Origin of the sequence: Pseudomonas sp. L13, from assembly GCF_009935965.1 — a bacterium.
Classification (GTDB): Bacteria; Pseudomonadota; Gammaproteobacteria; order Pseudomonadales; family Pseudomonadaceae; genus Aquipseudomonas; species Aquipseudomonas lactis.
Genome location: NZ_QODJ01000035.1, coordinates 26,598 through 38,627, shown reverse-complemented (window position 1 = coordinate 38,627; position 12,030 = coordinate 26,598). Strand labels below are relative to the sequence as shown.

The 12,030-nt window shown below is 63.4% G+C and carries 11 protein-coding genes; 3 read left to right on the top strand and 8 right to left on the bottom strand.

Going from position 1 to position 12,030, the window contains the following annotated elements:
* Window positions 1–15 precede the first annotated feature (15 nt).
* From DK871_RS17885 to DK871_RS17875, 3 genes are all read left to right on the top strand, one after another.
* Entirely contained in the window at window positions 16–1,095 is a 1,080-nt protein-coding gene (locus tag DK871_RS17885) for an erythritol/L-threitol dehydrogenase (protein WP_003192355.1), read from the top strand.
* A gap of 1 nt (window position 1,096) precedes the next feature.
* Window positions 1,097–2,629: an FGGY-family carbohydrate kinase gene (locus tag DK871_RS17880; RefSeq protein WP_161906094.1), complete on the top strand. Its 1,533-nt coding sequence runs from the start codon at window positions 1,097–1,099 to the stop codon at window positions 2,627–2,629.
* A 139-nt stretch (window positions 2,630–2,768) separates the two neighbouring features.
* Complete coding sequence (locus tag DK871_RS17875; protein ID WP_161906093.1) at window positions 2,769–3,494, top strand: SDR family oxidoreductase; 726 nt, start codon at window positions 2,769–2,771, stop codon at window positions 3,492–3,494.
* Here the strand turns inward: DK871_RS17875 and DK871_RS17870 are convergent.
* The 8 genes from DK871_RS17870 to DK871_RS17835 all read right to left on the bottom strand — a co-directional run bounded on the left by DK871_RS17870 (window position 3,491) and on the right by DK871_RS17835 (window position 12,026).
* Window positions 3,491–4,495 carry a LacI family DNA-binding transcriptional regulator gene (locus DK871_RS17870; protein WP_161906091.1) on the bottom strand — a complete coding sequence of 335 codons (1,005 nt, stop codon included), beginning with the start codon at window positions 4,493–4,495 and terminating at the stop codon, window positions 3,491–3,493. The genes DK871_RS17875 and DK871_RS17870 overlap by 4 nt on opposite strands.
* A gap of 58 nt (window positions 4,496–4,553) precedes the next feature.
* A complete protein-coding gene (locus DK871_RS17865) occupies window positions 4,554–5,417 on the bottom strand; it encodes a LysR family transcriptional regulator (protein WP_161906089.1) in 864 nt (287 codons plus the stop codon).
* A 613-nt stretch (window positions 5,418–6,030) separates the two neighbouring features.
* Window positions 6,031–7,434 (bottom strand): amidase, encoded by a 1,404-nt coding sequence (locus DK871_RS17860; protein WP_161906088.1) that lies wholly within the window; start codon window positions 7,432–7,434, stop codon window positions 6,031–6,033.
* Window positions 7,431–8,699: a Zn-dependent hydrolase gene (locus tag DK871_RS17855; protein ID WP_161906086.1), complete on the bottom strand. Its 1,269-nt coding sequence runs from the start codon at window positions 8,697–8,699 to the stop codon at window positions 7,431–7,433. Before DK871_RS17855 ends, DK871_RS17860 begins: the two co-directional genes overlap by 4 nt.
* A 13-nt stretch (window positions 8,700–8,712) precedes the next feature.
* Window positions 8,713–9,408: an ABC transporter ATP-binding protein gene (locus DK871_RS17850; protein WP_044274693.1), complete on the bottom strand. Its 696-nt coding sequence runs from the start codon at window positions 9,406–9,408 to the stop codon at window positions 8,713–8,715.
* Window positions 9,408–10,157 (bottom strand): ABC transporter ATP-binding protein, encoded by a 750-nt coding sequence (locus tag DK871_RS17845; RefSeq protein WP_161906084.1) that lies wholly within the window; start codon window positions 10,155–10,157, stop codon window positions 9,408–9,410. The genes DK871_RS17850 and DK871_RS17845 overlap by 1 nt, the downstream gene beginning before the upstream one ends.
* On the bottom strand, window positions 10,154–11,164 hold the full coding sequence (locus DK871_RS17840) for a branched-chain amino acid ABC transporter permease (protein WP_032902364.1): 1,011 nt from the start codon (window positions 11,162–11,164) through the stop codon (window positions 10,154–10,156). Before DK871_RS17840 ends, DK871_RS17845 begins: the two co-directional genes overlap by 4 nt.
* Window position 11,165: 1 nt before the next feature.
* Entirely contained in the window at window positions 11,166–12,026 is an 861-nt protein-coding gene (locus DK871_RS17835; protein ID WP_003192337.1) for a branched-chain amino acid ABC transporter permease, read from the bottom strand.
* Window positions 12,027–12,030 lie beyond the last annotated feature (4 nt).

The following is a 12,030-nucleotide window of genomic DNA, read 5'->3' as shown; positions in this document are numbered from 1 at the left end:
CACAGGACCGAACACATGGACAAGCACACTCACATGCAAGCCGTCGTCTGCCACGGCCCGAAAGACTACCGCCTGGAACGCATCGGCAAACCCCAGGCGCGTGCCAATGAACTGGTGATCCGCATCGCCGCCTGCGGCATCTGCGCCAGTGACTGCAAGTGCCACTCGGGCGCGGCGATGTTCTGGGGCGGCGACAACCCCTGGGTCAAGGCGCCGGTAGTACCGGGCCACGAATTTTTCGGCTATGTGGTCGAAGCCGGCGAGGGCGCCGAGGAGCACTTTGAGGTCAAGGTCGGTGACAAGGTCATCGCCGAACAGATCGTGCCGTGTGGCAAGTGCCGCTTCTGCAAATCGGGTAAATACTGGATGTGCGAAGTGCACAACATCTTCGGCTTCCAGCGTGAAGTGGCCGAAGGCGGCATGGCCCAGTACATGCGCATTCCCAAGACCGCCATCGTGCACAAGATTCCCGAGTCGGTGTCTCTGGAAGACTCGGCGCTGGTGGAGCCGATGGCCTGTTCGATCCACACCGTCAACCGTGGCGATATCCAGCTCGACGACGTGGTGGTGATTGCCGGCGCGGGCACTCTGGGCCTGTGCATGGTCCAGGTAGCCGCACTGAAGACCCCGAAAAAACTGGTGGTGATCGACATGGTCGACGAGCGCCTGGAGCTGGCGAAAAAGTTCGGCGCCGATGTGGTGATCAATCCCGCCCGTGACAACGCCCGCGAGATCATCAACGGTCTTACAGAGAATTACGGCTGCGACGTCTATATCGAAACCACCGGCGTACCGGCCGGCGTCACCCAGGGCCTGGACCTGATCCGCAAGCTCGGGCGCTTTGTCGAGTTCAGCGTGTTTGGCGCCGAGACCAGCGTGGACTGGTCGATCATCGGCGACCGCAAGGAACTGGACGTACGTGGCGCGCACCTGGGCCCGTATTGCTACCCCATCGCCATCGACCTGTTCGAGCGTGGCCTGGTCACCTCCCAAGGCATCGTCACCCATGATTTCCCGCTGGACGACTGGGCCGAGGCGTTTGAACTGGCCAATTCGACCAAGTCGATCAAGGTGCTGTTGAAGCCGGTGCTCTGAGATGGACTATGTCATCGGTGTAGACATTGGCACCCAGAGCACCAAGGCGCTGCTGGTGGATGCCCAGGGCACGATCATCGCCCAGCACAGCCACGGCTACCGGGTGGACACCCCGAAAGTGCGCTGGGCCGAGCAGTGGCCGCAGGTGTGGCTGGATGCTGTCCAAACCTGCGTGGCCCAGTGCATGGCCAAGGCCGGGGTGCCGGCGCCGCACGTCAAGGCGCTGTGCATCAGCAGTTTGTACGGTGGTTCGGGCATTGCCGTGGATGCGCAGATGACGCCGCTGCACCCGTGCCTGATCTGGATGGACCGGCGCGCCGGCGAGCAGGTGGCCTGGGTGCGCGAGCACGTGGACCTGGAGCGCTTGTTCGCCATCACCGGCAACTCGGTGGACAGCTACTACGGCTTCACCAAAATGCTCTGGCTCAAGCAGCACCAACCGCAGGTGTGGGCGAATACCCGCTACCTGTTACCGCCCAACAGCTACATCAACTGGTGCCTGACCGGCGAGCTGGCGGTGGACCACAGCAGCGCCGGCAATATCGGTGGTGTCTACGACGTGGCGGCGCGCAACTGGTCAGGCGAGATGCTGGAGGCGCTGGGTATCGCGCAGTCGATGATGCCCGAGCGGTTGCTGTATTCCGGCGAGGTGGTGGGTGGTTTGCTTGCAGACTGGGCCGCCCGCCTGGGCTTGCAGGCGGGCACGCCGATCCTCGCTGGGGGCGTGGACGCGGCCATGGCGACCCTGGCGGCGGGTGTCACTCAGCCGGGCAATCATGTGGCGATGATCGGCACCAGCATGTGCTGGGGCTACCTGAACCAGCAGGTGGATGCGCGCCATGGTTTGGTGAGCATGCCCCATGTCTACAACGGTCACCGCGACCTGTATATCTTCGGCGGTGCGATCACCGCCGGGGCCTCGGTCAGCTGGTTTCGCGAGCAGTTCTGCCAGGCCGAAGAACAGCAGGCCCAGGCCACGGGGCAAGACAGCCTGGCGCTGCTGGAGCAGAGCGCGATGAAGATTCCGGCCGGCAGCGAAGGCGTGGTGTTTTTGCCTTACCTGATGGGCGAACGCAGCCCGGTGTGGGATGACCGTGCCAGCGGCAGTTTTGTCGGGCTCAACCTTTACCACAGCCGCGTGCACCTGTACCGCGCGGTGCTGGAGGGCGTGAGTTTTGCCCTGCGCCACAATATCGAAGCGGGCACCCAGGGCGCGCACTCCCTGGACCCACGCCTGATTGTGGTGGGCGGGGCGAGCCATTCGGACCTGTGGATGCAGATCATCGCCGATGTCACGCGCTACCCGGTGTACACCATCGTGCAAGAGGTAGAAGCGGCCCTGGGCGCGGCGTTGTTGGCGGCGCATACGGTGGGGCTGGTGAGTGATGGGCAGATGGACACCGGCTGGGTGCAGTTGCAATTGCGGGCGCAGCCCAAGCGGGAGAATGTCATGACCTACGACCGGGCGTTTTCCGAGTACCTGAAGCTGTACCCGGCCCTGAAACCGATCATGCATAACCTGCAAGCCACCTGATTCAACGCGGTCCAAAAATGTGGGAGCTGGCTTGCCTGCGATAGCGGTGTGTCAGTACCCGATAAGAAGACTGACACTCCGCTATCGCAGGCAAGCCAGCTCCCACAGTGGATCTTCATTGGTTTTGAGATCTTTATTTATGACCACTACCTTCGACTTCTCTCACCGGCGCATCCTCGTCACCGGTGCCAGCAGCGGCATCGGCCGCGAAATTGCCCAGCAACTGATCGCCAGCGGCGCCCAAGTCTTCGCCCTTGGTCGCGACGTCCAAGCGTTGGCGGCATTGGGTTGCCACACCTTGTGCGTGGACATCGCTGAAAGCATCGCCCTCGACAAAACCCTGCAAGATTTGCCGCCCCTGCACGGCCTGGTCAACTGCGCCGGTATCTCACGCCTGGAACCCGCCGCCGCCATCAGCGCCGATGCCTTCGACCAAGTGATGAACGTCAACGCCCGCGCTGCTGCGCAAGTGGCCAGCCGGGTCGCGGCGAAGATGATCGAGGCGGACATTGCCGGCAGCATCGTCAACGTCTCCAGCCAGGCGTCGTTGGTGGCGCTGGACGATCACCTGAGCTACTGCGCTTCCAAGGCCGCGCTGGATGCAATCACCCGTGTGCAATGCGCCGAGTGGGGCCGTTTTGGCATACGCGTCAACAGCGTCAACCCCACCGTGACCTTGACGCCGATGGCGGCCATGGCCTGGTCCGACCCGGCCAAGCGTGACCCGGCGCTGGCTGCGATTCCGTTGGGGCGTTTTGCGCAACCGGCGGAGGTAGCGTTGCCGGTGCTGTTCCTGCTCAGTGACGCGGCAAGCATGATCAGTGGCGTCAGCCTGCCGGTAGACGGCGGCTACACCAGCCGTTAGCCGTTTTCCAACTGCCCGGCGATCACCACTTTGTCCCGTGGTTTATGTGGGTCTTGCAGGCGGTCGAGCAGCAGGCGCACCGCACTGCTGCCGGCCAGGGACGCGTCATGGGCCACGCAGGCGATGGGCACGCCAAAGATATCGGCGAAGGGCAGGCGGTCGATGCCGCAGATGGTCAGGCTGTCATGGGCGATGTTGTGCATGCGCAACGCGCGCAGGGCGCCCAGGGTAATCAGCTGGTTGAAACCCATGATCGCATCCGGCGCCGAGTGTGCGGCCAGGTAGTCGAGGGTATGCAGGTAAGCTGGCATCAGCGTGTAGTCGCCCGCTTGCACCTCGACCTGAATATCGGGGTGCTTGGCCAGCACTTCACGCAGGCCCTTGAGGCGCTCCACGCTGATGCGCGAATGCTCGGGGCCGGTCAGCACCAGCAGGCGCTTGAGGTTGGGCGTTTGGCGTAACAGGTAGTGCGCGGCTTGCAGGCCGCTGTGGTAGTTGTCGAGCACCACACGGCTGAACGGGCTGTCGTGGATCGTGCGATCAAGCAACACCACCGGGGTCTTGCCGTTGCCCAGGCGTTCGAGGTAGTCAGGTTGGTAGCTGGGCTCGTCGGAGACCGGCGAGAGGATGATCCCCGCCACGCGATACCCCAGCAGGGTATCCACCGCCTTGCTTTCCAATTCCTCCAGCTCATCGGTGTCCACCAGCATGATGGTGTAGCCGTGCTTTTTGGCCTCGCGGGAAATCGCCTTGATCATCTCGCTGTAGAACGGGTTGTCTACCGAAGCGGTAATCACCCCGATGATCAGGCTTTCACTGCGCTTGAGCCCACGGGCGAAGGCGTTGGGCACGTAGTCCAGCTCGCGTGCCACTTCCAGAATGCGCGCCAGGGTGGCGGGTTTGACCAGGTCGGGTTTGCTCAATGCCCGGGACACCGTAATGGTGGTCATGCCGACCCGTTTGGCAATGTCGCTGATGGTGACGGACTTTTTCTTGTTCATCGGTAAGGCTGCGAGAGGAAACACCAGCAGGCTAGCATGTGCGCAAGCGTAGAGTGATTCAAATCAGCGGGTTCCAGCGTTGCGACCAGTCGCCTTCGCCTTTCACCACCGTGCGTAGCAGCTCCAAAGCCTGTTGCAACACCGCCGAATCCCGCGCCCGCGAATACACCAGGTAGGTCGGGAAGCTGAATTCCGGCGCCTTGGGCACGCGCTGCATCACGCCGCTGTCCAGGTAGCTCTGCACCACCCGTGTGCGGAAGTAGCCCGCCCCGCCGTTTTCCAGAATGTATTGCAACGCCAGCGGCCCCAGGTTGAAACTCACCGCAGCACGTGCACGGTCGGGCAGGGCGGCGTCGTGCTGCTGGCGAAAACCCTGGCCCCAGTCGATATACACGTAAGGCTCGGGTTTGCTCGCCAGTTGCACCAGAATCAGCTTTTCTTCCAGCACCTGCTCCACCTGCAAGCCCGGCCAGTATTGCGGCTGGAACACCAGGGCGGCGTCGAGCACGCCCAGCTCCAACTGACGCAGCAGGTACTCACCTTCACGCACCTCGGTGCGCAGCGCGTGGCCTGGTATGTGCGCGCGCAGCGCCTTGGCCCAGCCGAGCATCAACGGGTTGCACAGGCTGACTTCACCGCCGATATGCAGCACGTTGCGATAGCCGTCTGGCAATGGCAGGTCGCGGCGCGCCGCTTCCCAGGTTTGCAGCAACTGGTTGGCATACACCACGAAGGCCTCGCCGTCGGCGGTCAGCCGCGCACCGGCGCGGTTGCGCACGAACAGTGTGCAGCCCAGTTGGTTCTCCAGGTTTTTTACCCGGGCGGTGATGGCGGTCTGGGTGACGTGCAGTTTCTCGGCCGCTGCGGCCAGGCTGCCGCAGCGGGTGATTTCGAGGAAGGTGCGTGCCAGTTCGATGTCCATGAAGCCCCCGAGGATGAATGGGGGGCATTGTAAAGGAATGCGGTCAAACCTGTGGGAGCTGGCTTGCCTGCGATAGCGGCCTTTCAGCCGACGCTTCTCTACCTGGCACCCCGCAATCAAACTGTGGGAGCGGGCTTGCTCGCGAAGACGGCCTGGCAGTCAACACAGTTGGGTTGTGTACATATCCATTGCTGCGGTAACGGCCACCTAGGGTTCCGCCTGACGGCGGGTCACTTTGGAAAAGAGCCCCAAAGTAACCAAAGGGCTCTTGCCCCACCACTCGGCACCTCGCCTAGGCTCGGTGTGCCCGTAATCCGCCAGTGATTTGGGGGGCCGCCGCCACGCGCCATCCATGGCGCGGGGCGGCTAAACCGGCATCCCTGCCGGTTTACCCCCCAAATCCCTGTCGAATTCCGGCCAGCGTGGTTTGACGGGGCGCCTGAGATCAAGATCAAAAGCAGATCAAGAGCGGCTCGCTTCGCATCGTGGTTACCGTTGGCTGCTACAACCCACAAAATTGTGTAGACGCTGCGACGGCGGTGTGTCAGAGGCCAATGTGCTGACTGAACCCGCGCCATCGCAGGCAAGCCAGCTCCCACAGTAGAGGGGTATTTCAGGTCGGGCTTCTCGGTGTATGCAAGTGTTCTGTGGGGAATGCTTTGGCATACGCGTGACACACCCTCAACACCTGCTCATCGGCAAACCGCGCGCCCACCACATGCAGGCCCACCGGCAAGCCATCCGCCGCCAACCCGCACGGCACTGACGCCGCCGGTTGCTGGGTGAGGTTGAACGGGTAGGTGAACGGCGTCCATTGCATCCACTCAGTCATTCCCGATCCCGGCGGTACGTTGTGCCCGGCTTCGAACGCGGTGATCGGCATCATCGGCGACACCAGCACATCGTAATGCTCATGGAAGGCTGCCATCCGTGCGACCAGCGCCGCTCGGGCTTCCAGGGCCGTGTTGAAATCATTCAGGCTCAAGCGTTCGCCCCGCTGTGCAATACGCAGCAACCCGGGGTCGAGCTGTTGCTTTTGCGCCTCGCTCATTGTGCCGGTCAGGCGTGCGGCGCCGGCAGCCCATAGGGTGCTGAACACCTCCAGTGGGTCGCTGAAGCCAGGGTCGATCTGTTCGACATGGGCGCCCAATTGCACCAGGCCCTGCACAGCTTGATCCACCACCTGGGCGACCTGCGGGTCGACCTTCGCATAGCCGAACGTGGAGCTGTAGGCGACACGCAAACCCTTCAAATCTGCACCTGGGACGAGCCAGGGCGTGGTTCGCGGCGCGCCGATTAGGCCGTCCCGCGCATCTGGCTGCGCCACGGTTTGCAGCATCAGCACGCTGTCTTCCACGGTGCGCGTCATCGGCCCCAGGTGCGACAGGATCGTCATAGAGCTGGCCGGCCATTGCGGCACATAGCCGAAGGTTGGCTTGATCCCGAAGGTGCCGGTAAACGCACAGGGAATGCGGATCGAGCCGCCGGCGTCGCTGCCCTGGTGCAGCACGCCGAGGTTCAACGCCGCCGCCGCACCGGCACCCCCAGACGAACCGCCGGCTGTGGTGCGCGTGTCCCACGGGTTGCGGGTGATGCCGTACAGGGGGTTGTCGGTCACGCCTTTCCAGCCGAATTCCGGGGTGGTGGTCTTGCCCAGTAGCACCGCGCCGGCCTTGCGCATGAAGGCCGAGAAGGGCGCGTCTACGTCCCATGGGCCCTCGGCGGATGAGGTGCGCGAGCCTTTGCGCGTGGGCATGCCGACCGTCAGCGTCAGGTCTTTGATCGATGCCGGCACGCCATCCAGCGCGCCGCAGGGTTCACCTTTCAACCAGCGTTGTTCCGACGCCCGCGCCGCGTCCAGTGCGCCTTGCGGGTCGACATGGCAGTAGGCATTCACCACCGGGTTATAGCGCTCGATGCGCAGCAGCGCATCTTCGGTGACCTCCACGGGGGACAAGCTTTTGTCGCGAAAATGCTGCAACAGTTGCACCGCTGTCAGTTGGCCAATCTCACTCATGCCAGATCCCCCTGGGCCGCGTTCACCATGGCGCGCAGCAACACCGCGCAGCCTGCGGCCAGATCATCCGGCGCGGCGTTTTCGATTTCGTTATGGCTGATGCCGCCTTCGCACGGCACAAAGATCATCCCGGCCGGGCCCAGTTCAGCGACGAAAATCGCGTCATGCCCGGCGCCGCTGACAATGTCCATATGGCTCAAGCCCAATGCCTTGGCACCTTCACGCACGGCGTTGACACAGGCCGGGTGGAAGTCCAGCGGCGGGAAGTCGGCGGTGGGGGTCAGTTCAAACGTCAAGCCGTGGCGGGCGGCCGAGTCTTTGATCACTGCGCGCACTTCATCGACCATGGCTTGCAGCTTGTCGGCGTGCAGGTGGCGCAGGTCTATGGTCATGTGCACCTGGCCGGGGATCACGTTGCGCGAGCCAGGATGCAGGTTCAGGCAGCCGACGGTGCCACAGGCGTGAGGCTGATGCTGATGGGCGATTCGGTTGACCGCACTGACCACCTCGGCAGCGCCCACCAGGGCGTCCTTGCGCAGGTGCATGGGCGTAGGGCCCGCATGCGCCTCCACGCCGGTGAGGGTCAGGTCGAACCACTTCTGGCCCAGGCAGCCCATCACCACGCCCAGGGTAATGGCCTGGTCTTCCAGTACCGGGCCTTGCTCGATATGCGCTTCGAAATACGCCCCCACCGGGTGGCCCAGCACCGCACGCGAACCGGCATAGCCGATGCGCTGCAGTTCGGCGCCCACCGATAGGCCTTGGTCGTCGCGCTTGTCGAGGGTCTCCTGCAAGTCGAACTTCCCGGCAAATACCCCGGAGCCCATCATGCACGGCGGGAAGCGTGAGCCTTCTTCGTTGGTCCACACCACCACTTCGAGGGGCGCCTGGGTTTCGATCTGCAAGTCATTGAGTGTACGGATCACTTCCAGCCCGGCCATCACGCCGTAGCAGCCGTCGAACTTGCCGCCGGTGGGCTGGGTATCGATATGGCTGCCGGTCATGACCGGGGGCAGGGCAGGGTTGCGTCCAGGGCGGCGGGCAAAAATATTGCCGATGGCATCCACGCTGACGCTGCACCCCGCGGCTTCGCACCACTGCACGAACAGGTCGCGGGCCTGCCGGTCAAGGTCAGTGAGGGCAAGGCGACACACGCCGCCCTTGGCCGTGGCGCCGAGTTGGGCCAGGTCCATCAGCGACTGCCACAAACGGTCGCGGTTGATCAGCGGGGCATTGCTCTGGAGCGGTTGCGCAAGACTGTTCATCAGGATTCTCCACTCAGGCACTCAAGGCCAGGTAACGGTTTTTGATGCTCGGGTCGGCGCGGAAGTCAGCGGCGCTGCCTTCGTACACCACACGGCCCTGTTCGAGCACGTAATGGCGGTCGGCGAGCTTGTCGCAGACCATCAGGTTTTGTTCCACCAGCAACACCGGCAGGCCCTCGTCCTTGACCTTGCGCAGGATCTTCACCAGTTCGTCGACGATCACCGGGGCCAGGCCTTCAGTGGGTTCATCGAGGATCAGCAGCTTGGGGTCGTTAAGCAGGGCGCGGGCGATGGCAAGCATCTGCTGTTCGCCGCCGGACAACGCGTGGCCGGCGTTTTTGCGCCGCTCCTTGAGACGCGGGAACATCGCGTACACGTCTTCCAGTTGCCAGCGGCTGTGTTTGCGGGCGGCGATGCGCAGGTTTTCCTCTACCGTCAGCAGGCGGAAAATCCCGCGGTTTTCCGGCACCAGCGCCAAGCCCTGGCGCGCAATTTCGAAGATCTTCTGCCCCACCAAGGCCTGGCCGTTGAAGTGGATCTGGCCCTGGCGCGGGCAGATGATGCCGAGGATGCTGCGCAGGGTGGTGGTCTTGCCGGCACCGTTACGGCCCAGCAGGGTCACCAGTTCGCCGGGGTTGACGCTCAGCGACACGCCCTCCAGCACATGGCTTTTGTCGTAGTAGGAATGGATATTCTCGACGATCAGCATCAGGCAGCCTCCCCAAGATAGGCAATGCGCACACGTTCATCGGCACGCACGAACGCCGGCGTGCCTTCCACCAGGATCTGCCCATGGCTCATCACCGTGATGCGTTGGCTGATGGACATGACGATGCTCATGTTGTGTTCGATCAGCAGCACCGTATGGTCGCGGCCAAGGTCGCTGATCAGTTGGGTCATGATCGGGATATCGTCGATGCCCATGCCCGAGGTCGGCTCGTCGAGCATCAACAGTTTGGGTTTGGAGCAGATCGACATGCCCACCTCCAACACCCGTTGCTGGCCGTGTGACAATTCACCGGCCAGGGTGTCGGCGCGGGCCGTGAGTTGCAGGCGTTCCAGCACTTGGTCGGCCATCTCCAGGTGTTCGCGCTTGCTGTCTACCCGACGCCAGAAATTCAAGGCGCGCACGCCGTCGCGGCCTTGGGCGGCCAGGCGCAGGTTCTCGCGCACGCTGAGGTTCTGGAACAGGCTGGTGAGTTGGAACGAGCGCGCCATGCCCAGGCCGACGCGGCCGTGGGCGGGCTTGCGTATCAGGTTCTTGCCGTCGAAATGGATCGCCCCGGCGGTGGCCTGGCGTTCACCCGTGAGGCAGTGGAACAGGCTGGTCTTGCCCGCGCCGTTAGGGCCGATGATGGTGTGAATGGTGCCGGCTTCAACCTTGAGGTTGACGCCATTGACCGCATGGAACGCGCCGTAGGCCAGCTCCAGGTTTTGGGTTTCCAGCAAGATACTCATAGCCCGTCCTCCTTGGCGACGACCGCGGGTTTGCGCGTGCCGCGCAGCTTTTCGAACAGCGACGCCAAGCCGCCCCACAACCCGCCGCGCATGAAGATCACCACCAGGATCAGGATCACCCCCAGCAGCATCAGCCAGCGCGGCCACAGGTCGGAGAGGAAATCCCCCAGCAGCACGATGGAGCCGGCGCCCAGCAGTGAGCCGAACAGCGAGCCGGTGCCGCCGACGATGGTCATGATCAGGATGTTCTCGGACATCGCCAGGTCGATATTCGACAGCGGCACAAAGTGCAGCAGCATGGCGTACAGCGCCCCGGCAATCCCGGTGACCGCGCCGGACAGCACGAACACCAGGATCTTGAAGTGCCGCGTGTCGTAGCCGATGGCCGAGGCGCGGGTTTCATTTTCGCGGATCGCCATCAGCGTGCTGCCAAACGGTGAGGCGATCACCCGGCGTGCGCCGATGAAGATCAGCAGGAACAGCACCGCGACGAAACCATAAAAGGCGCGGGCATCGGCCAGGGACAGCAGCACGGTGTCTCCCACACGGATTTCCGGGCGCGGCACGCTGAGCAGGCCGTTGTCGCCACCGGTCCAGTCGCTCAGGGTGTAGGCAACAAAGTAGGCCATCTGGCTGAACGCCAACGTGAGCATCACGAAGTAAATGCCCGTGCGCCGAATCGCCAGGGCGCCCACCAGCAAGGCCAGCACGCCACCGGCCAGCGCTGCGCCCAGCAACGCCATGAACAGGCCCAGTTGCAGGTGGATCATCAACAGCGCCGCGCAATAAGCACCGGCACCAAAGAAGATGCCTTGGCCGAAGGACAGCAGCCCGGTATAGCCCAGCAGCAGGTTGCAGGCCAGGGCGGCCATGGCAAAGATCAGGATCTCGGTGGCCAGGGTCGCCGAGGGCAGCACCAACGGCAGGCCGATCAGCACGGCCAGCACCCACAGCAACATGGCTCTGGATTGGGTCTTGGCAAACGGCAGGGGGTTTTTCTCGCTCATGTCAGGCTCTCCCGAACAGGCCGTAAGGGCGTACCAGAATCACCACGGCCATGGCGCCGTAGATCATCAGGCTCGCACCCTGGGGCCAGAGTGTGGTCATCAGGCTTTGCACCACGCCCACCAGCAAACCGCCGACCAGCGCACCGCTGAACGAGCCCATGCCGCCGATCACCACCACCACGAAGGCGATGCCGAGAATCTCCGGGCCGACGAAGGGCTGGGCGCCGCGCAAGGGCGCGAACAACACCCCGGCGACACCGGCCAGGGCAACGCCGAGGGCGAAGGTCATGGAGAACAAACGGAAAATATTGGTGCCCAGCAGCGACACGGTTTCGGTGCTTTCACTGCCGGCGCGCACCAGGGCACCGAAGCGCGTGCGTTCCAGCAGCAGCCACAGGCCCAGGCCCACCAGCCCGGAAAACACGATGAGGAACAGGCGGTAGTAGGGGTAGACGAAATCACCCACCACCAGCACGCCGCGCAACAACTCTGGCACGGCGACGCTTTTGCCCACCGGCCCCCAGATCATCACGCTGGCTTCCTGGATGATCAGGGCGATCCCCAAGGTCACCAGAATCTGGAACATGTGCGGCAAGTGGTAGATGCGCTGGATCAGCAAGCGCTCGATCACCCAGGCCAACGCAGCCACCACCAGCGGCGCGATCAGCAGCGCCAGCCAGAAGTTGCCGGTAAGGCTCACCGCCGTGTAGCAAATGTAGGCGCCGAGCAGGAAGAACGCGCCGTGGGCGAAGTTGACGAAGTTGAGCAAGCCGAAAATGATCGTCAGCCCCACCGCGATCAGGAAGTAGATCATCCCCAATCCGAGGCCGTTGAGAATCTGGAACAGGTACAGATTAAGCATGCAG